The 18,916-nt window shown below is 72.2% G+C and carries 17 protein-coding genes and 8 tRNA genes; 20 read left to right on the top strand and 5 right to left on the bottom strand.

Going from position 1 to position 18,916, the window contains the following annotated elements; all coding sequences use genetic code 11:
• Nucleotides 1-73 precede the first annotated feature (73 nt).
• Both ACYVKZ_RS10995 and ACYVKZ_RS11000 read right to left on the bottom strand, forming a co-directional pair.
• Complete coding sequence (locus ACYVKZ_RS10995) at nt 74-1,060, bottom strand: cytochrome (RefSeq protein WP_460992295.1); 987 nt, start codon at nt 1,058-1,060, stop codon at nt 74-76.
• Between the two features lie 103 nt (nt 1,061-1,163).
• A tRNA-Val gene (locus tag ACYVKZ_RS11000) sits at nt 1,164-1,238 on the bottom strand.
• A 239-nt stretch (nt 1,239-1,477) separates the two neighbouring features.
• On the opposite strand from ACYVKZ_RS11000, the gene ACYVKZ_RS11005 reads away from it, so the two are divergent.
• The 7 genes from ACYVKZ_RS11005 to ACYVKZ_RS11035 all read left to right on the top strand — a co-directional run bounded on the left by ACYVKZ_RS11005 (nt 1,478) and on the right by ACYVKZ_RS11035 (nt 2,186).
• Nucleotides 1,478-1,550: transfer RNA gene (locus ACYVKZ_RS11005), tRNA-Gly, on the top strand.
• A gap of 38 nt (nt 1,551-1,588) precedes the next feature.
• Nucleotides 1,589-1,659, top strand: a tRNA-Cys gene (locus tag ACYVKZ_RS11010).
• 33 nt (nt 1,660-1,692) lie between these two features.
• A tRNA-Val gene (locus ACYVKZ_RS11015) sits at nt 1,693-1,764 on the top strand.
• A gap of 23 nt (nt 1,765-1,787) precedes the next feature.
• Nucleotides 1,788-1,860 (top strand) — tRNA-Gly (locus ACYVKZ_RS11020).
• 49 nt (nt 1,861-1,909) lie between these two features.
• Nucleotides 1,910-1,981 (top strand) — tRNA-Val (locus ACYVKZ_RS11025).
• 23 nt (nt 1,982-2,004) lie between these two features.
• Nucleotides 2,005-2,077, top strand: a tRNA-Gly gene (locus tag ACYVKZ_RS11030).
• Between the two features lie 34 nt (nt 2,078-2,111).
• Nucleotides 2,112-2,186: transfer RNA gene (locus tag ACYVKZ_RS11035), tRNA-Val, on the top strand.
• 443 nt (nt 2,187-2,629) lie between these two features.
• Here ACYVKZ_RS11035 and zapE read toward each other — a convergent pair.
• Nucleotides 2,630-3,664 carry a cell division protein ZapE gene (gene zapE / locus ACYVKZ_RS11040; protein WP_460992296.1) on the bottom strand — a complete coding sequence of 345 codons (1,035 nt, stop codon included), beginning with the start codon at nt 3,662-3,664 and terminating at the stop codon, nt 2,630-2,632.
• A gap of 271 nt (nt 3,665-3,935) precedes the next feature.
• Between zapE and ACYVKZ_RS11045 the strand changes: the two genes are divergently transcribed.
• The 3 genes from ACYVKZ_RS11045 to ybaK all read left to right on the top strand — a co-directional run bounded on the left by ACYVKZ_RS11045 (nt 3,936) and on the right by ybaK (nt 5,938).
• Entirely contained in the window at nt 3,936-4,850 is a 915-nt protein-coding gene (locus ACYVKZ_RS11045) for a sulfurtransferase (protein ID WP_460992297.1), read from the top strand.
• Nucleotides 4,851-4,947: 97 nt separating this feature from the next.
• Complete coding sequence (locus ACYVKZ_RS11050) at nt 4,948-5,421, top strand: SufE family protein (RefSeq protein WP_460992298.1); 474 nt, start codon at nt 4,948-4,950, stop codon at nt 5,419-5,421.
• Between the two features lies 1 nt (nt 5,422).
• Nucleotides 5,423-5,938 (top strand): Cys-tRNA(Pro) deacylase, encoded by a 516-nt coding sequence (gene ybaK / locus ACYVKZ_RS11055; RefSeq protein ID WP_460992299.1) that lies wholly within the window; start codon nt 5,423-5,425, stop codon nt 5,936-5,938.
• An 87-nt stretch (nt 5,939-6,025) separates the two neighbouring features.
• On the opposite strand, the gene ACYVKZ_RS11060 is transcribed toward ybaK, so the two are convergent.
• Nucleotides 6,026-7,264: an alpha/beta hydrolase family protein gene (locus ACYVKZ_RS11060; protein WP_460992300.1), complete on the bottom strand. Its 1,239-nt coding sequence runs from the start codon at nt 7,262-7,264 to the stop codon at nt 6,026-6,028.
• A gap of 112 nt (nt 7,265-7,376) precedes the next feature.
• On the opposite strand from ACYVKZ_RS11060, the gene ACYVKZ_RS11065 reads away from it, so the two are divergent.
• The 10 genes from ACYVKZ_RS11065 to ACYVKZ_RS11110 all read left to right on the top strand — a co-directional run bounded on the left by ACYVKZ_RS11065 (nt 7,377) and on the right by ACYVKZ_RS11110 (nt 18,175).
• Entirely contained in the window at nt 7,377-7,868 is a 492-nt protein-coding gene (locus ACYVKZ_RS11065) for a hypothetical protein (protein ID WP_460992301.1), read from the top strand.
• Between the two features lie 14 nt (nt 7,869-7,882).
• Nucleotides 7,883-8,317 carry a peptide-methionine (R)-S-oxide reductase MsrB gene (gene msrB, locus ACYVKZ_RS11070; RefSeq protein ID WP_460992302.1) on the top strand — a complete coding sequence of 145 codons (435 nt, stop codon included), beginning with the start codon at nt 7,883-7,885 and terminating at the stop codon, nt 8,315-8,317.
• Between the two features lie 185 nt (nt 8,318-8,502).
• Nucleotides 8,503-9,909, top strand: coding sequence for a DUF6421 family protein (locus ACYVKZ_RS11075; RefSeq protein ID WP_460992303.1), 1,407 nt, complete (start codon nt 8,503-8,505; stop codon nt 9,907-9,909).
• Nucleotides 9,906-10,676: an SDR family NAD(P)-dependent oxidoreductase gene (locus ACYVKZ_RS11080; RefSeq protein ID WP_460992304.1), complete on the top strand. Its 771-nt coding sequence runs from the start codon at nt 9,906-9,908 to the stop codon at nt 10,674-10,676. The genes ACYVKZ_RS11075 and ACYVKZ_RS11080 overlap by 4 nt, the downstream gene beginning before the upstream one ends.
• Before the next feature lie 52 nt (nt 10,677-10,728).
• Nucleotides 10,729-11,829 carry a threonine aldolase family protein gene (locus ACYVKZ_RS11085; RefSeq protein ID WP_460992305.1) on the top strand — a complete coding sequence of 367 codons (1,101 nt, stop codon included), beginning with the start codon at nt 10,729-10,731 and terminating at the stop codon, nt 11,827-11,829.
• A 213-nt stretch (nt 11,830-12,042) separates the two neighbouring features.
• Nucleotides 12,043-12,369, top strand: coding sequence for an alcohol dehydrogenase catalytic domain-containing protein (locus tag ACYVKZ_RS11090; protein ID WP_460992306.1), 327 nt, complete (start codon nt 12,043-12,045; stop codon nt 12,367-12,369).
• 295 nt (nt 12,370-12,664) lie between these two features.
• Nucleotides 12,665-13,255, top strand: coding sequence for a DUF3000 domain-containing protein (locus ACYVKZ_RS11095; RefSeq protein ID WP_460992307.1), 591 nt, complete (start codon nt 12,665-12,667; stop codon nt 13,253-13,255).
• A gap of 55 nt (nt 13,256-13,310) precedes the next feature.
• Entirely contained in the window at nt 13,311-14,696 is a 1,386-nt protein-coding gene (locus ACYVKZ_RS11100; protein WP_460992308.1) for a ribonuclease D, read from the top strand.
• A 108-nt stretch (nt 14,697-14,804) separates the two neighbouring features.
• Nucleotides 14,805-16,019, top strand: coding sequence for a thiolase family protein (locus tag ACYVKZ_RS11105; RefSeq protein WP_460992309.1), 1,215 nt, complete (start codon nt 14,805-14,807; stop codon nt 16,017-16,019).
• A gap of 8 nt (nt 16,020-16,027) precedes the next feature.
• Nucleotides 16,028-18,175 carry a 3-hydroxyacyl-CoA dehydrogenase NAD-binding domain-containing protein gene (locus tag ACYVKZ_RS11110; protein ID WP_460992310.1) on the top strand — a complete coding sequence of 716 codons (2,148 nt, stop codon included), beginning with the start codon at nt 16,028-16,030 and terminating at the stop codon, nt 18,173-18,175.
• A gap of 107 nt (nt 18,176-18,282) precedes the next feature.
• On the opposite strand, the gene ACYVKZ_RS11115 is transcribed toward ACYVKZ_RS11110, so the two are convergent.
• Entirely contained in the window at nt 18,283-18,897 is a 615-nt protein-coding gene (locus ACYVKZ_RS11115; RefSeq protein WP_460992311.1) for a hypothetical protein, read from the bottom strand.
• Between the last annotated feature and the right edge of the window lie 19 nt (nt 18,898-18,916).

An 18,916-nucleotide genomic window follows, 5' to 3' on the forward strand; every position in this document is an offset into this window, starting at 1 on the left:
GGTCGGTGCCTTTCTGGTCGAAGTGGGTGCCGATCCGGTGCCGTGGGAAGGGCGCGCCCGGAGCGCCTCAAGTCTAGTGGCCGGGGGTGGCGTGGCCAGATACCGGAAGGTCGGGCACCGGAACGCCTTCAACCGGAAGGTCGGGCACCGGAACGCCTTCAACCGGAAGATCAGGGACGGGGCCGCCGGCGGGCGGCCGGGACGCCATGGCAGGGACGGGCGGCGGGGCCAAGGGCAGCAGGGTGCGGCCGGCGGAGGCCGCCTCCACCCGGGCACCCCACACGCGGCGCAGCTGGCAGAACGTGGACCACTGGTGCCGGCGCACCTCGGGATTGACGCGGACGGCCGCGTGCTCGGTCTCTCCCACCGCCACGGCGATGAGCAGGGGGTCCTCTCCGTGGGCCCAGGGCTCCCACGCACCCGCTTCGGCGTCGACAAGGCTTTCCTCGGCCTTCATCCCAGCCACGAGCTGCATGGCCACCTTGTTGTCGAGGGCCTTCACCCGGCCGTCCCTCGACGTGCCCTTGGTCTTGTAGTCGACGAGGCAGATGCGCCCATTGACCTTCGCCACGAGGTCCAGGGTGCCCGCGTACCCGAGGGAGTGGTTCCAGACGGTGAGCTCGGCGGCAACGGGTTCGACCCCGAAGGCCTGCCACCAGTGGTCCACGCTGCGGGCAAAGCCCTCTTCACCGTGCTCCTGCAGGGCCTGGAGCGTCTCCTCGAGGCGGTGCGGCCGGCCCAGCGCCTGCAGCGCCAGCTGCTCGGCGTAGCTGTGGACCCGGTCGCCGCGCTCGGCCGCCGAGCGCGCGTAGGCCTCGGAGGCGTCGACGGCAGTCCGCACGAGCCGCCGCATCCGGGAGGGGTCCGATGCCACGTCCCGGAGCTCCGGGTGGTCGGCAATGTGCTTGGCGGCCATGTAGCTGCGCCACCCGTCCAGCTCGACCGGCTGCTGGGCGATGACGGTGGTGATCGAGGGCACCGTCGGCGGTTCCTGGAACGAACGCCGGTACATGCGTCCGAACCCGTCAGGAGAGGCTGATGCGAGTTCAGGGGCTGTCATGCTGAAAGCCTTTCACGGGGGTCCGACAGTCTCGGTGCGCCGAGCGGAACTGGTGGCCCGTGCACAGAGCAAAGGACCCCCGGACACAGTCCGGGGGTCCTCATGGTGGGCGATACTGGGTTCGAACCAGTGACCTCTTCGGTGTGAACGAAGCGCGCTACCACTGCGCCAATCGCCCGTTCCCTGCCCGTCCGGTTTCCCGGCCCGAGCGCTTTACGACTCTAGCCCAGACGTGCCCCGCGTGCCAAATCAGTGCCGGATCCGTGGAGGCGGCACCTGACCGCAGACGGTGCCGCCGGATTTGTGCAATGAGCTCACGGTCCTATAGAGTCGTTACTCGTTGAAGCGGGCCTGAGGTCGGCGCACTGCACTCCGCGAGGAAGGCATGGCCGGGCATGGGTTTCGCGGAAAACCCCCGCGGACGTAGCTCAGTTGGTAGAGCACCACCTTGCCAAGGTGGATGTCGCGAGTTCGAGTCTCGTCGTCCGCTCGCAGGACACTGTCGAAGCATCATGCAGATGCCTACACGGTGGGGTGGCCGAGAGGCGAGGCAGCGGCCTGCAAAGCCGTATACGCGGGTTCGAATCCCGTCCCCACCTCGGTGGACACAACCTGCTCCCGCATGGGAGTGAGGGCGATTGGCGCAGCGGTAGCGCGCTTCCCTGACACGGAAGAGGTCACTGGTTCGATCCCAGTATCGCCCACGGAGGAGCACCAGCTCCCCCGCGCGGACGTAGCTCAGTTGGTAGAGCACCACCTTGCCAAGGTGGATGTCGCGAGTTCGAGTCTCGTCGTCCGCTCTCTTCCCGTTAAGCCCAGCTGGGCTCGGGAGGACACTTGAAGGGCCCCGGGCGATTGGCGCAGCGGTAGCGCGCTTCCCTGACACGGAAGAGGTCACTGGTTCGATCCCAGTATCGCCCACGGAGGAGCACCAGCTCCCCCGCGCGGACGTAGCTCAGTTGGTAGAGCACCACCTTGCCAAGGTGGATGTCGCGAGTTCGAGTCTCGTCGTCCGCTCTCTTCCTCCAGGGGAGCACAAGTGAACAGCCCCGGGCGATTGGCGCAGCGGTAGCGCGCTTCCCTGACACGGAAGAGGTCACTGGTTCGATCCCAGTATCGCCCACCATCGGCGCCCCCTCGTGGGGCGCCTTTCGTGTCTGCCCGCCTCCACCCGCGGATCCGCTGGCGTCCGCTCAGAGCGCAACCCCATTAGCGGGAAACCGGTTGGAAAGCCCTCGGTCCGTGGCTACGATCGAGCACAGCAGGGGCGATCTGGCCCCGGAGTCAGGAAAGGAGGTGGCCGTGTTCCTTCTCGACGACATGAAGGGCAAGGCTGAGGACCCCACCAATGACAGGACCGGCGGCAGAGCCGCCGAGAACGTCGTGGGAGTCCAGTAGGCCGCCTCGATCCTGTGAACGGCCTGGACACCGGGACATGGTCCCGCGCCAGGGCTGCTCCACCGGTCGAGCAATCGGCCTACGGCTGAGGGCTTCAGCCTGATCAGCCTGATCATCGTCACTGGGTGCCGGTACCGCCGCGAGGCGGGACCGGCACTTGGCGTCTGTGGGTCAGGACGGCTCGTGTGCCTGGCCCTCGCGGGCCAGGGCCGTCAGCCGCGACACGGCCCGGAAGTACTTCTTCATGTAGCCGCCCGCCATCATCTCCTCGGTGAAGAGCCGGTCGAACGGCACGCCGGAGGCGAGGATCGGGACGTCCCTGTCGTAGAGGCGGTCGGCAAGGACCACGAAGCGCAGCGCGGTGGCCTGCGACTCGATCGTGTGGACGTCCTTCCACACCACCCCGTCGATGCCGTCGATGAGCTGGCGGTACCGGCTCGGGTGGACCCCGGCGAGATGCTTCAGGAGGGCTCCGAAATCGTCGACGGCGACCAGACCGCCGTCGAACTCCGCATTCATCCGGGCGTCGAGCTCATGGTTCTCCAGGGGTGCGCGGGCGGCGGGGAGCCCCCGGTGGCGGTAGTCTTCCCCGTCGATCCGCACCACGTCGAACTGGTCGGCCAGCACCTGGATCTCCCGCTGGAAGTCGACCGCGGCGAACCGGCCCTCGCCGAGCGAGCCCGGGAGGGTGTTCGAGGTGGCCGCGAGCTTCACGCCGGCGTCGGCAAGCTCGCGCATGAGCCTCGACATGAGCACGGTGTCGCCGGGGTCATCGAGCTCGAACTCGTCGATGCACACGAGCTTGTACGAGCTGAGGGCGTCGACGGTCTTGCGGAACGACAGCGCCCCGACAAGGTTCGTGTACTCGACGAACGTGCCGAAGGCCTTCGGTCCGGGAGCGGCGTGCCAGAGCGAGGCGAGCAGGTGGGTCTTGCCGACGCCGAAGCCGCCGTCGAGGTAGATGCCGGCGCGGGTGGCCGGCTTGGAGCCGAAGAGCCGCGAGAGCAGGCCGCCGGCCGACGCGCCGATCCCGTCGCCGAAGGCCTCGAGTTCCTTCACGGCAGCGGCCTGGGTGGGCTGCGCCGGGTCCGGGCGGTAGCTCGAGAAGGACACCTCCCCGAACCGGGCGGACGGCCGCAGGCCGGTCAGGAGTTCCTCGACGGACACTCTGGGCGTGCGGGTGGTGAGGTGTTCGACAGTCGCCAAGGAATCCGTCCGTGGTCAAGGGGTCGGTGGGCCACCGGCCAGCTTACCGCCGCTGGCCGCTAAGCGGGCCACGGTGTGCCCGACCGCACAGGCGGGTGCGCCCCGTCCCGCCGTCGCGCATATTGCTCCGCGTGTCCTGGACCGCCACGGGTCGCGCCCGCTCCCCCGCGGGCGTGGCTACGCTGGTGGTGACCACTCAGGAGCGCGGCGGCCGCGGTCAGGCCCTCCCATCCGCCCGCGCGCCCTGGCTCAGCCGAGCGAAAGGCACACCATGAGCTACCCCGCCGACAGCAGCGAGAAGTTCGCCGCATACGCCCACCCAGAGCGCCTCGTGTCCACCGAATGGCTGGCCGAGCAGCTGGCCGCCGGTGCGGTCGGGACCGGCAGGCTCGCCGTCGTCGAGTCCGACGAGGACGTGCTCCTCTACGAGACCGGGCACATCCCCGGCGCCGTGAAGATCGACTGGCACACCGATCTGAACGACGAGGTCACCCGGGACTACGTGGACGGCGCCGGGTTCGCCGAGCTCCTCGGAGCGAAGGGGATCTCCCGCGACACGACCGTGGTCATCTACGGCGACAAATCGAACTGGTGGGCCGCCTACGCACTCTGGGTCTTCACGCTGTTCGGCCACGAGGACGTGCGCCTGCTCGACGGCGGCCGCGACAAGTGGATCGCCGAGGGCCGCGAGCTGACCACGGAGGCGCCGGCTCCCGCGCGGGCCGAGTACCCCGTCGTCGAGCGCAACGACGCGCCGATCCGCGCCTTCAAGGAGGACGTGCTCGCCCACCTCGGCAAGCCCCTCATCGACGTCCGCTCGCCCGAGGAGTACTCCGGCAAGCGCACCCACATGCCGTCCTACCCGGAGGAGGGCGCGCTGCGCGGGGGCCACATCCCGACCGCGGCGTCCATCCCGTGGGCACGGGCGGCCGCCGAGGACGGCACATACAGGTCCCGGCAGGAGCTCGAGGCGCTGTACCTCGGGGAGGCGGGGCTCGCGGCGGGCGACGAGGTCGTGGCGTACTGCCGCATCGGGGAGCGCTCGAGCCACACCTGGTTCGCCCTGAAGTACCTGCTCGGCTTCGACAGTGTGCGCAACTACGACGGCTCGTGGACCGAGTGGGGCAACGCGGTGCGGGTGCCGATCGTGAAGGGCGAGGACCGCGGCACCTGGCCGCTGAGCTGACGCGCGGCGCCCGGGCTGACGCAACCCGGTGTCACACGGGCCCCGCTGACGGCGAACGCGTGCCGTCCAGCGGGGCCGTGGGCTTAGGCTGGAGGAGATGAGCACGAACACCTTGCCCGCCGCCCTGGCGGAGATCGTCGAAGACTTCCAGGCCATCGAGGAGCGTGAGCGGCTCCAGCTGCTGCTGGAGTTCTCGCAGTCGCTGCCCGACCTTCCGGAGCGCTACCACGACCACCCCGAGATGCTGGAGCAGGTCGTCGAGTGCCAGTCGCCGCTGTTCATCTCCATCGAGACCGAGCAGGCCCCGGAGGGCACACCCTCCGCGGCAGGGCCCGTGGTCCGGCTGTTCTTCTCGGCTCCGGCCGAGGCTCCCACCACGCGCGGCTTCGCCTCCGTGCTCCACGAGGGGCTGGACGGCCTGACCGCCGCCGAGATCCTCGCCGTGCCGGACGACATGCCCGAGGAGCTCGGCCTCACCCGCCTGGTGAGCCCGCTGAGGATGCGCGGCATGGCGGCGATGCTCGGGCGCATCAAGCGCAAGGTGCGCGGGGAGTGCCCCCTGGGCGCCTGACGTGGCGAAGAAGGCGAAGGACTCCCAGGGCCCCGGCACCCCCGCCACGAAGGCCCTCGAGGCCGCCGGCGTGCCGTACACGGCACGCGCCTACAGCCACGACCCTGCCGTCTCGAGCTACGGGGCCGAGGCCGCCGAGGCGCTCGGCGTCGATCCCGGGCGCGTGTTCAAGACCCTGATGGTGGACGTCGCGACGGCCGGCGGGAGCACTCTGTGTGTGGCCGTCGTCCCCGTGACGGGAAGCCTCGACCTCAAGGCCGCCGCCGCGGCGTTCGGCGCGAAGAAGGCGGCGATGGCGGATCCCGCCGCAGCGGAGCGGCGCACCGGCTACGTCCGCGGGGGCATCTCGCCCCTCGGGCAGCGCCAGCCCTCCCCCACGGCCGTGGACGCCTCCGCCCTCGACCACCCGACCGTCCTCGTCTCCGGCGGCCGGCGGGGCTTCGACATCGAGCTCGCCCCCACGGACCTCGTGCGCCTCACCGGCGCGGTGGTCACGCGCCTCCGCTCCGGGGACTGACCCGCTCCCGGGAGGGGGCGGCACGGCACCGGCTGTGCCTCCCGGACCGCGGCCCGGAGCGCCGCGCGCCCGCAGCCGTTCGCGGCGTCAGACGGCCCCGCCCGGTGCCCTGCGCGGGGCGAGCACGTCGGCGAGCCAGGAGCGCACCACGGACTCCCACCGCTCGGGGTCGACGTTCCATTCCTTGGTGTGGCGGGCGTGCCGGAAGGTCTCGAGCGTCACCATCTCGGGATTGCGCTTCGCAAGTTCGAGCGAGGGCCCGACCGGGACGAAGTCGTCGTCGACGCTGTGCAGGACCAGGGTCGGCGTGCGCAGCTCGACGGCCCGGGTGACCCAGTCCATCGCCTTGAAGTCCAGCGGCGCGGCGAGGCCCGTCAGGCGCCGTCCCCACGGGCGTCCGAGGAGCAGCTGGCCCAGCCGGCCCACCCGGGACGGGATGCGGTTGAGCCGGGCCTGGTAGGCGAGGACGTCGACCCAGTCGACCACGGGCGCGTCGAGCACGAGCGCGCGCACGTGCTCACGCAGGAGGGACGAGTCGGCGGCGAGCAGGCTGATCGCCCCGCCCATCGACCAGCCGAAGAGCACCACGTCGCGGGCCCCGGCGTCGAGGGCGTACTGGATGGCGATCTCGACGTCGCGCCATTCGGTCATGCCGAGCCCGTAGCGCCCGTCCGGGGTGGCCGGCGCCTCGCCGTCGTTGCGGTAGGAGACCAGGAGCGAGGGCATCCCGAGGGCCTGCGCGGTCGGAAGCGCGCGCAGCCCTTCCCCGCGGGTCGCCCCACGGCCGTGCACCATGATGGCCCACGTGGCTCCGGGGGCGGGAACATACCAGGCGGGCCCGGGGCCGACGTCGAGCGGCAGCACGACCTCCTCGTACGCGAGGCCGAGGTCCGCGGGAGAGCTGTAGACGTACCCGCTCCAGCGGGCCCGGACCGCCTTGGTGAGGTCCCCCGAGTACTCGACCAGGACGGGCCGCGTCACGGTCGATTCCTCGGGCGCATAGTCGACGGGCGCCCCGAGGCGCACGTGTCCGGCACCGCCGTCGAAGAAGAGACTGTACTCCCCCTCCGCCCTCGTCTCTGGGGTCGCCCTCAGGATCACCCTGCGGGAGGGGCCCTCGCCCTGGACTGCCAGGACCTCCTGGTCCTCGGCCTTGATCCGTTCCGGGGTGACGATGCGGCGGGCGAAGTACGTCGCGAGCGCCGAGCTCGAGGCCGCGGCGGCCGAGGCGAGCCCCAGGGCAGCCCCGGCTCCGGCGAGCGCCCACACGGCACGGGGCAGCGGCTCGGACTCGGACGACGGGGCGTGGGCTGCTCGGGCGGGCATGTCCCCATTGTGGCAAAGGGCTCTGGGAGAAGCTGTGAGGCGACACCGCAGGCCGGACGCGGACGCGGGGCGCCTCTCCCGCTCCCGGCGAGCGCTGCCCTAGTCTGGGTCCATGAGCGCGCCGATCCTCATCCTGACCGAAGTCGCACTGGGCCCCAGCGAGCGCAAGGCCGTCGAGGGCCTCCTGAGCGGTGAGGCCGCGAAGATCGACGTCCTCGTCCCCGCGGGCCGCAAGCGCCGCCTCGTGGTCGACTTCCTCGACCACCTGTCCATGCTCGAGTTCAGCAAGGCCGTCGAGGGGCTCTCCGAGCAGCCCGCCGACCCCGCCGCACAGCGGTCCGCCGCGCAGGCCGCGCTGGATGCCTCGCTCGCCGCGCTCGAGGGGCTCGGGGCGGAGCTCGCCGGAACCATCATCGAGGGAGACCCGGTCCAGGCCCTGGCCGAGCAGGCCGCGGCCTCCGGCGCGGAGCAGGCCGTCGTGGTGACCCTGCCGCACGCGATCGAGGACACGTTCCACACCGACTGGGCCAACCTCGCCCAGCGCAAGCTCGGCATCCCCGTGCTCCACCTGTACGCCGGGACGGGATTCATCGGGGACTCCTGAGCGTTGGAGTGGACATGGACACCACCCCCACACCTGATCCGGGCCGGGCGCCGGCCACCCTCACCGAGGGCGAGTGGCGCGCCCGCCTCACCCCCGAGGAGTACCGCGTCCTGAGGCAGGCCGGCACCGAGCGTGCCTACACGGGCGAGTACTGGGACACCCACACCCAGGGGTCCTACCGCTGCCGGGCCTGCGGCGCCGAGCTCTTCACGAGCAGGACGAAGTTCGACTCGCACTGCGGCTGGCCCTCGTTCTGGGCGCCGCTGGCCGAGGGGGCGGTCGTGTACCTGCACGACCGGACGCTGGGCATGGACCGCATCGAGGTGCGGTGCGCCTCCTGCAACTCGCACCTCGGCCATGTGTTCGAGGGCGAGGGCTACGGGACACCGACCGACCAGCGCTTCTGCATCAACTCGATCTCCTTGACCCTCGTGCCCGACGGCGACTGAGCCTTCCGGGACCGTTCGCGTCTGGGCCGGCTGCTGGCGAGGGCCAGCGGCCGGCCCTCCTCGTTCGCGACAGCAGGGACCTGAGCACAAGAGTTTCTGATGCATCGCCACTTCCAGACCTCGGCCCCGCTTTCTCTCGCTACGCTCGGATCACACCCCGGCCCCTCACAGAGAGCGAGAGTGACATGTCCGCCACCGCCGCCGCGACCGCCGTCGCGTCCACCCCGAACCTGCCCGTCCAGGACGATCCGGCGTGGCACGCCCTCAAGGCCGCGGCCGTCGAGTTCCAGGGGCTGCAGGCTCAGGACGGCTCCGTGCCGGACGCGGCGGACCATGGGCGCGCCGCTGCCCTCGTCGAGACCATCACCGCAGCCGTGGAGGCGCTGGCCCCGCGCTTCCCGCACGACGCCGAGTACCTCCGCCTGCTCGGCGCCGACTTCCGCGCCTGGGCCGCGGGAGGGTTCGGCGTGCCCGACTTCCTGGACTCGCTGAGCGCCTTCCAGCCGCAGCAGCACCGCGTCGACGGGCTGGCGCACCTCGTGGTCTTCCCCATGTACACGCAGAACGGGAGCCGCAACCGGTACGTCGAGGCCGTCCTCGTCGAGGTGGTGTGGCCCGAGTTCGTCGCCGAGCTCGAGGCCGGCGAGTACAGCAACCGGCTCTTCGTGCCGATCCGCTTCCTCGACTTCACGCCCGGCTACACAACCAACTCGGCGGTGCTCTTCCCGGAGACCGTCGCCATGCGCGAGGTCCCGACCTTCACGTGGGGCGCCATCTTCGCCGACCGCGAGGCGGCCCGCTTCCGCCGCGTGCTCGACGCCGCAGCCAAGGTCACCAACCTCGAGCTGCCCGCGGACGCCGCCGAGCTCGTCACAGACCAGAAGCTCGCCCAGGAGACGTTCGTGATGTGGGACCTCATCCACGACCGCACCCACATGCGCGGCGACCTGCCCTTCGACCCCTTCATGATCAAGCAGCGCATGCCGTTCTTCCTCTACTCCCTCGAGGAGCTCCGCTGCGACCTCACCGCCTTCCGCGAGTCGGTCAAGATCGAGCGGGATCAGAAGGCGGCGCCCGAGGCGCGGCGCCACGCGAAGCTCGTCCAGTACGCGGTGATCTTCGACCGGATCTTCCGGTTCGCGATCACCGGCTCACGCGTGCGCAACTACGACGGGCTCGGAGGCCAGCTCCTCTTCGCCTGGATGCACCAGCACCACGTCCTCCACTGGACGGACACCAAGCTCGCGATCGACTGGGACCAGGTGCCCGAGGTGGTCAGCGCCCTCGGGGACGCCATCGACGAGCTGTACTGGCGTTCCATCGACCGGCCCAAGGTGGCACACTGGCTCGCAGCGTACGAGCTCGTCGCCGGGACCGTCACGCCGCACCCGGCCTCGGTGTGGGCCAAGGGCCCTGACGCCCTGCCCCTGACCGGGACGCCGCGTGAGATCACCGACCAGGTCCTCGACGACGAGTTCCCGCTTTCCATGTTCTACGAGGCACTGGAGAAGAAGATGCGCCCAGTCATCACCTCGACGGCCGGCATCACGGGCGAGACAGCCCTGTCGGCCGGGCCGGAGGCCGCCGCGTGACGCCCGCGCCGGAATCCGGCACGAGGGGCGCGGCCGTGGTCGTCGCGGGGGCCACCTCGGCCTCCGGACGTGCCGCCGTCCGCGCCCTGCGCGCCGCAGGCGCCACCGCGATCGCCGTAGGGTCCGACGCCGGCCGCCTCGCCGAGGCCTTCGGCGCACCGCCCACGGACGCCGGCGCGGGCGGGAACGCCGTTCCCCAGCACGTGTGCGACCTCGCCGACTTCGCCGCCACCGAGCGCCTCGCGGACGAGGTGCGGGACCGGTTCGGGCGCGTGGACGGCGTGATCCACCTCGTGGGGGGCTGGCGCGGCGGGGGCCCCTTCGCCGCGCAGAGCGATGCCGACTGGGACTTCCTGGCCCGGGGGGCGATCACCACGCTGCGGAACACGTCCCGGGCGTTCTTCGACGACATCGCCGCGTCCCCGCGGGGCCGGTTCGCGATGGTCTCCACGACGACGCTCGCCCGCCCCAGCGCGGCGAACGCCAACTACCAGGCCGCCAAGGCCGCCGCCGAGGCCTGGACCCGTTCCATGGCGCAGGGCCTCGCACTGGGCCAGTCCCAGCGCAAGGAGGACCCCGCGCCCCAGACGAGCGCCGCCGTCGTGCTCGCGGTGAAGGCCCTCCTCGACGACGCGATGCGCGCCGCAGCACCGGAGCGGAAGTTCCCCGGCTACACCCACGTGGACGTCCTGGCCGCGCGCGCGGTGGCCCTCTTCTCCGAGGACGCCGCCGAGCTCAACGGCGCCCGCCTCGACCTGACCGCCTGAGCCCGGCCTGGACGGCCGGGCACCCCGAGACCTGAAATGAGTGCGCCATACTGTGACTGTGACTTCCCCTTCTTCCTCCGTGCACTCCCCTGCCGCGCCCGCGGGCTGGCCGCTCCACGACGCCGCGGTGCGGGGCTTCGCCTCCGACAACTACTCCGGCGCCCACCCGGAGGTCCTCGCGGCCCTGGCCGCCGCCAACGGCGGCCACCAGGTCTCGTACGGGCAGGACGAGTACACCACGCGGCTCCAGGCCGAGATGGAGGCGCTGTTCGGCGAGGGCGTCGAGGCGTACCCCGTGTTCAACGGCACGGGGGCGAACGTCGTCTCGCTGCAGTCGCTCGTGCCGCGCTGGGGCGCCGTGGTGTGCGCGACGACGGCCCACATCAACGTGGACGAGAACGGCGCCCCCGAACGGGTCGGCGGCCTCAAGCTCCTCGGTGTCCCGACCCCCGACGGCAAGCTCACACCCGAGCTGATCGACCGTGAGGCATGGGGCTGGGGCGACGAGCACCGCGCCCAGCCGCTGGCCGTCTCCCTCACGCAGACGACCGAGCTGGGGACGCGGTACTCGGTCGGCGAACTGCGCGCCATCACGGAGCACGCCCACGCCCGCGGAATGAAGGTCCACATGGACGGGGCACGGCTCGCGAACGCCGCCGCCGGCCTCGGCGTCCCGGTGCGGGAGTTCACCTCCGATGCCGGGATCGACATCCTCTCCTTCGGCGGAACCAAGAACGGCATGCTCTTCGGCGAGTGCGTCGTGGCCCTGGACCCCGAGGCGGCCCAAGGACTGACCTACCTGCGCAAGATGGACATGCAGCTCGCCTCGAAGATGCGCTTCGTCTCCGCCCAGTTCCTGGCCCTGCTCGAGGACGGCCTGTGGCTGCGCTCGGCCGCCCACGCGAACGCGATGGCCGCGCGTCTCCGCGCGGCGGTGGAGGGGCTCGACGGCGTCGAGCTCACCCAGGCCACCGAGTCGAACGGGGTCTTCGCGATCCTGCCCGAGGGCGTCGCAAACAGGCTGCGCGAGCGGTTCCGCTTCTACGACTGGGACGCGGCGCGCCGCGAAGTGCGCTGGATGTGCTCCTTCGACACCACGGAGGACGACGTCGACCGCTTCGCCGAGGCCCTCCGGGAGGAGCTCGCGCGCTAGCCGCCCGGCCGCCGGCCCGGATCTGTGTGGGCCAGGCCCGGCCGCGGGCAGTACGCGGACCACGAAGGCAGTGGTCCGGCATGGCAGTGGCGATATCCGACTCGACGACGTTCCCGAGCCCACCCTCAGGGACCCCCACGACGCGATCGTGCGGATCACCCGCTCGGCGATCTGCGGCACCGACCTGCACATGGTGCGCGGCGCGATGCCCGGATGCGGGAGGGCACGGTCCTCGGCCACGAGGCGGTGGGCGTCGTCACCGAGGTGGGCGACGCGGTGAGCGGCTTGAGCCCCGGCGACCGGGCACTGGTCAACTCGACGATCTCCTGCGGGGCGTGCCGGTACTGCCGCAGGTGGCACACCGCCCAGTGCGACGTCGCGAACCCGAACGGCCCCCAGATGGGGACGAGCTTCTTCGGCGGCCCCGAGATGACCGGGCCGGTGGACGGCCTGCAGGCCGAGTACGCGCGCATCCCGTGGGCGCAGAACACCCTGCATCCGCTGCCGCGTCCGCGTTCAAGCAGGGCGCAGCGCGGGTGACCGTGGTCGACGGCGAGGAGACGCGCCTCGCCGTCGGAGTCGACGCGGAGCGTCCCACGCGCGGACCCGCGGCGGCGCCGAAAGAGCAGGCGGAGGTGTGCCGGCCAGTTCGACCCGACCGTGCTCATCACCGAGCACGAGCCGCTGGGCTCGGCCATCGGCGCGCACGGGGCGTTCGACCTGCGCGAGCCGGGCTGGATCAAGGTCGAGCTGGCCGCCACCCGGGGACGAGCGGCGCGGCCGCCCCGGCGTGCCGTTCCTGCCCGGGAAAAGGGCGCCAGCGTACTCTGGGACCGTGACCGCACTAGCACACCTGCCTGCGGACTTCTTGACAGCCCTCCGCTCCATGCGGAGCGCCACGGGCGCGCTCCGCCAGGGAGACTTCCGCCTCGAGGAGATCCCGGCACCCGCGAGGCTCGCTCCCTACGCCGTTGCCCTCGAGGCCGACGTCCGCGACGGGGACGAGGAGCTCGCCACCGGCCGCTTCATACTCCTCCACGACCCGGAGCCCCCCGCCGTCTGGGACGGGACCTTCCGCGTCGTGACCTACATCAGGGCTCAGCTCGAGCCTGAGATGGGCAACGATGCCCTCCTCGGCTCGGTGGCGTGGACCTGGCTCGTCGAGGCCCTCGAGAAGCACCACGCCCGCTACACCGCCGCTGGCGGGACGGCCACGCGAGTGCTCTCGGAGAGCTACGGGACGCTCGCCGACCGGCACGACACGATCGACATCGAGCTGCGCGCCTCCTGGACCCCGGACGGCCCGGACCTCCGTGACCACCTCGAGGCCTGGTGCGACATGGTCTCCACCTTCGCCGGGATCCCACCGCTGCCGGAGGGCGTGGCGGTGCTGCCGCGGCGCCGGCGCAGGGACGATCCCCGCTGAGCCGGCGTCGCTCGAGGCGGGCCGCAGCGGGCGGCGGCGATAGACTGGCGCCATCATGACCGCACAGCCCCACGACGCCACCGGGACGGGATCGGGCAGCGGACCCGACCAGGGCCCGGAAGCGACCCAGGTCCCCCCGCCCGCCACGACGACGCCGGAGAACATCCTGGTGGAAGGCTTCGGGGTGCCGGTCCCCGCGGTCATCCAGCTCGACGAGCCCCGCGACGGCGTTCCCCTCGTGATCTCGACCCAGGAGGGCCTGCAACGGGCCGCGGCGTCCCTCGCCCGGGGCACCGGGCCCGCAGGAGTGGACGCCGAGCGCGCCTCCGGATTCCGCTACGGCCAGCGCGCCTTCCTCGTCCAGATCCGCCGTGAGGGGTCCGGGACCTGGCTCATCGACCCGGAGCCCTTCGAGGACCTCGCCGTCCTGAACGACGCCCTCGCGGGGGTCGAGTGGATCATCCATGCCTCCACGCAGGACCTCCCCTGCCTCTCGGAGCTCGGCATGTGGCCGGACCGGCTCTTCGACACCGAGCTCGCGGCCCGGCTCGCCGGCCTCCCGCGCGTGGGGCTGGCCGCCGTCGTCGAACAGCTCCTCGGCTTCAGCCTCGCCAAGGAGCACTCGGCGGCGGACTGGTCGACGCGGCCCCTCCCCGAGCCCTGGCTGCGCTACGCGGCCCTCGACGTCGAGGTCCTCGTGGAGCTGCGGGACGAGCTCGCCGACCTGCTCGAGTCCCAGGGCAAGCTGGAGTACGCGGCCGAGGAGTTCGCGGCGATCCTCGCCGCCGGCGTGGCGGAGCCCAAGGCCGATCCGTGGCGGCGCACGTCCGGGCTGCACCAGATCCGCGACCGCCGCCAGCTCGCCGCCGTGCGCGAGCTCTGGCTCGAGCGCGATGCGCTGGCGGAGAAGCGGGACATCGCTCCCGGCAAGCTCATCCCGGACTCGGCCCTCGTCGCCGTGGCCCGGGAGATGCCCGCGACTGTGCCCCAGCTGCTCGCCACCAAGGGCTTCCACGGCCGCGCCGCCCAGCGCGAGGCGCCGCGCTGGCTCCGCGCCGTCGCCGCCGCCCGCCGCCTCGAGGCGGGCGAGCTGCCGCCCCTGCACCTGCCGAGCTCCGGCCCGCCCCCGCCGCGTGTGTGGGACGACCGCGACCCCGAGGCGGCCGCGCGGCTCAAGACGGCCCGGCCGCGGATCGCCGCCCGCGCCGAGGAACTCGGCATGCCCACCGAGAACCTCCTCACGCCGGACCACCTGCGCCGCGTCGCGTGGCGCCCGCCGGAGCCCCTCTCGCCGGACACGCTCGCCGACGCCCTGCGGGGCCTGGGTGCCCGGCCGTGGCAGCTCGCCGAGACCGTGCCGCTCCTGCTGGAGGCGTTCACGCACCCCCGTCCGCCCAAGGCGGCCGCCGGGGCCAGGACAGCAGCCTCCGGGCGCGACTGAGGGCCGGCTCCCGGGCCGACGGGGGTGCCGCCTTTGCAGACCAAGTTACTGCTCAGTAACATGACTGTGAGGGCGGTCACCGCCCGCCAGAGACCCAAGGAGCTGCCCATGTCCAGCAGGCACATCCGGGACGTCGTCTTCGTTGACGGCGTCCGCACCCCGTTCGGCAAGGCCGGAGAGAAGGGGATCTACCACGGCACGCGCGCCGACGACCTCGTCGTGAAGACCATCCGCGAGCTGCTGCGCCGCAACCCGTCCCTCCCGGCCGAGCGCGTGGACGAGGTCTCCATCGCCGCGACCACCCAGACCGGCGACCAGGGCCTCACCATCGGGCGCACGGCCGCGCTCCTCGCGGGCCTGCCCCGCTCGGTGCCGGGCTTCGCGGTGGACCGCATGTGCGCCGGCGCCATGACCGCCGTGACCGCCACGGCGAGCGGGATCGGCGTCGGCGCGTACGACGTCGTCATCGCCGGCGGCGTCGAGCACATGGGCAACCACCCCATGGGGCAGGGCGCCGACCCCAACCCGCGCTTCATGTCGGAGCGCCTCGTCGACCCGGCGGCCCTGAACATGGGCAACACCGCGGAGAACCTGCACGACCGCTTCCCCGCCATCACCAAGGAGCGCGCCGACGCGTACGCGGCGGCCTCCCAGGCCAAGCTCGCCGCCGCCTACGCCGACGGCAGGATCCAGCCCGACCTCGTGCCCGTCGCCACCCACCGCCCCGGCGAAGGGTTCGGCCTCGCCACCGCCGACGAGCCCCCTCGCCCCGGGACGACCGTCGAGGACCTCGCGGCGCTGCGCACCCCGTTCCGGCCGCACGGGCGGGTCACCGCCGGCAACGCCGCAGGGCTCAACGACGGCGCCACCGCCTGCCTCCTGACCTCCGCCGAGACCGCCGAGGAGCTGGGCCTCGCCCCGAAGATGCGCCTGGTCTCCTATGCATTCGCCGGCGTCGAGCCGGAGGTCATGGGCATCGGGCCGGTGCCGTCCACCGAGAAGGCCCTCGCCAAGGCCGGCCTCACCATCGCGGACATCGGCCTGTTCGAGGTCAACGAGGCGTTCGCCGTCCAGGTCCTCAGCTTCCTCGACCACTTCGGCATCGCCGACGACGATCCCCGCGTCAACCGCTACGGGGGCGCGATCGCCGTCGGGCACCCCCTCGCCTCCTCGGGCGTGCGCCTCATGACCCAGCTCGCGCGCCAGTTCGACGAGGACCCCGGCGTCCGCTACGGCATCACCACCATGTGCATCGGCCTCGGCATGGGGGGCACCGTCATCTGGGAGAACCCCCACCACGCCGACTACGGAAAGGGCGAGTGAACACCGCCATGACTGCCCAGTCCACCTTCGACGCGTTCTCAACGCTCGCCGCCCAGGTGCCCGACGAGATCGTCACCCACTCGCTCGTCAACGAGGTCGAGGTCCCCGCGGGCGGCAGGTCCTTCCGCATCGCCCTCATCACCCTCGACAACGGCCTGGACCACACGAAGCCGACTACCCTCGGCCCCCGGACGCTCATCGAGCTCGGTCGCACGCTCGAGGGCCTCCGCGACCGGGCCGCCGCCGGGGAGATCCACGCCGCCGCCGTCACGGGCAAGCCATACTTCCTCGTGGCCGGCGCGGACCTGACGACCGTCAAGACCCTGCGCGATCCGGCCGCGGGCGAGCAGATGGCCCGCCTCGGCCACGCTGCCTACGACCTGCTGGCCGACCTCGGCGTCCCCACGTTCGCCTTCATCAACGGCGTGGCGCTCGGCGGCGGCCTCGAGATCGCCCTCGCCTGCACCTACCGCACCGTCTCATCCGGTGCGCAGGGCATCGGCCTGCCCGAGGCCTTCATCGGCCTCGTCCCCGGATGGGGCGGCGTCTGGCGCCTCCCCCGGCTCACAGGGCCCGAGGCCGCCCTGAAGGTCATGATCGAGAACCCCCTGAACAACAACCGCACGATCGGCGGCCAGGAGGCGTTCCGGCTCGGTGTCGCGGACGCGCTCTTCGAACCGGCGGACTTCCTCGAGCGCTCGCTCGCCTGGGCCGCGTCCGTCCTCTCCGGCGGGACCGCCGTCGAGCGGCCGAACGCGGTCGAGCCCCGCACCAACCCTGCCGTCGCGGAGCGCTGGGCCGCCGCCGCAGCCGCCAGCAGGGAGTTCGTCTCCGCCAGGACCTCCGACGCCGCGCCTGCCCCCGGCAAGGTCCTCGACGTGTTCGAGGCCGGCGCCACGGCGACGCAGAAGGAGTCGGCGGAGCTCGAGGTCGCCGCCCTCACGGGGCTGATGCAGACCCCGCAGTTCCGCGACACGGTGTACGCGTTCCTCGACCTCGTCCAGAAGCGCGCCAAGCGGCCCGCCGGTGCACCGGACGCCAAGCTCGCCCGCCCCGTCACGAAGGTGGGCGTGGTCGGCGCCGGACTCATGGCGGCCCAGCTCGCGCTCGTCTTCGCCCGCCAGCTCAAGGTCCCGGTGGTCATGACCGACGTGGACCAGGCCCGGGTGGACAAGGGCGTCGGCCACGTGCACGGCGAGGTGGACCGGCTCCTGGCCAAGGGCCGGATCTCCCGCGACGCCGCGAACCGCACCAAGGCCCTCGTGACCGGCTCCATCTCGAAGGCCGAGTTCGCGGACGCGGATTTCGTCATCGAGGCCGTGTTCGAGGAGCTCTCCGTCAAGAAGCAGGTCCTCGCCGAGGTGGAGGCCGTGGTGAAGCCCGAGTGCATCCTCGCGACCAACACCTCCTCGCTGTCCGTGACCGCCATGGCGGAGGACCTCGCCCACCCCGAACGCGTGGTCGGGTTCCACTTCTTCAACCCCGTGGCCGTCATGCCGCTCATCGAGATCGTCCGCGCCCCCGCAACGGACGATGCCGTGCTCGCCACCGCCTTCGTCCTCGCCAGGGGCCTGAAGAAGACAGCGGTGCTGGTCAAGGACGCCGCGGCCTTCGTGGTGAACCGCGTGCTCCTGCGGCTCATGGGCGAGGTCACGGCGGCGTTCGACGAGGGCACCCCTGCCGAGGTCGCCGACCACGCCTTGGCCCCCATGGGCCTGCCGATGACGCCGTTCGTGCTCGCCGAGATGGTGGGCCTGCCGGTCGCCCAGCACGTCGCCGAGTCCCTCCACGCCGCCTTCGGCGACAGGTTCCACGTCTCGGCGAACCAGCAGGCGCTCATCGACGCCGGGGTCAAGGGCCTGTGGACGACCGGGCCGGACGGCCGGCGCGAGCTCCGGGCCGAGGCCCTCGAGGTGCTCTCCTTCGGGCAGTCCCCGTCCACGTCCGAGCAGGTCCTCGCACGCTGCCAGGACGCCCTCGCCGAGGAGATCGGGCTCATGCTCGCCGAGGGGGTCGTCGCCGGGCCCGAAGACGTGGACCTGTGCATGATCCTCGGTGCGGGCTGGCCGATGCACCTCGGCGGCATCACCCCCTACCTGGACCGGGTCGGTGCCTCCGAGCGGGTCAACGGGACACCGTTCCACCGGGAGTCCTGAGCGCCAGAGACCCCTCAACGCTGCGCCAGAGACCCCTCAACCGCTCCCACGGTTGCGGGGTCTCTGGCCGTCCGTTGCGGGGTCTCTGGCCGTCCGGTGCGGGGGGGTCAGGCGGGTGCGAAGCCCTCGGCCAGGAAGGCGCCCAGGCGCCCGTCGGTGCCGACGAGTGCGTCCTCGCCCGAGGCGGCCGCGAAGCACAGGGCGCCCGCCCAGGCGCTGCGGACCACGGCGCCGCCGTGGGTCCAGTACGACGCGACGCGCTGGCCGCCGGCCGTCACGTCGAAGCGCTCTGCCGCCACGGAGCGCCCCTCGGGGAGGTCCACGGGCTCGGCCGGCGACCGGCGGATCTCGGCGGGCGCAGGCAGCCCGTCCGGTGCTGCCTCCTCCACCCGCCGGTACGCGGCGCCCTCGCGGGCGGACGCGGCCAGCTGCGCGACGAGCAGGTACTCCCCGCTCGCCGGGAGGGTGTCGGGGCCGAGGTCGGTCTCCTCGCGGCGCGCGCCCTCCTCGAGGCCGCCCGGCTCCTGCCGGTACCGGAAGGCGTGCCAGGTCTCCCCGGACGGGGCGAGCCGCAGGAGGGACTCGGACGCGAAGAGGGTCCCCGCGCCGTCCTCGAACGCGACGCGGGTGGTGAGCAGCTCGCCGTCGAAGGTCCGGCACACGGCGCCCCGGTGCACGCCGGCCACCCAGAAGCCCTCCCAGCGCTCCCACGCTGCGCCCACGCGTCCTCCTCCTGCTTCC

The sequence above is a fragment of the Sinomonas soli genome (assembly GCF_054782415.1).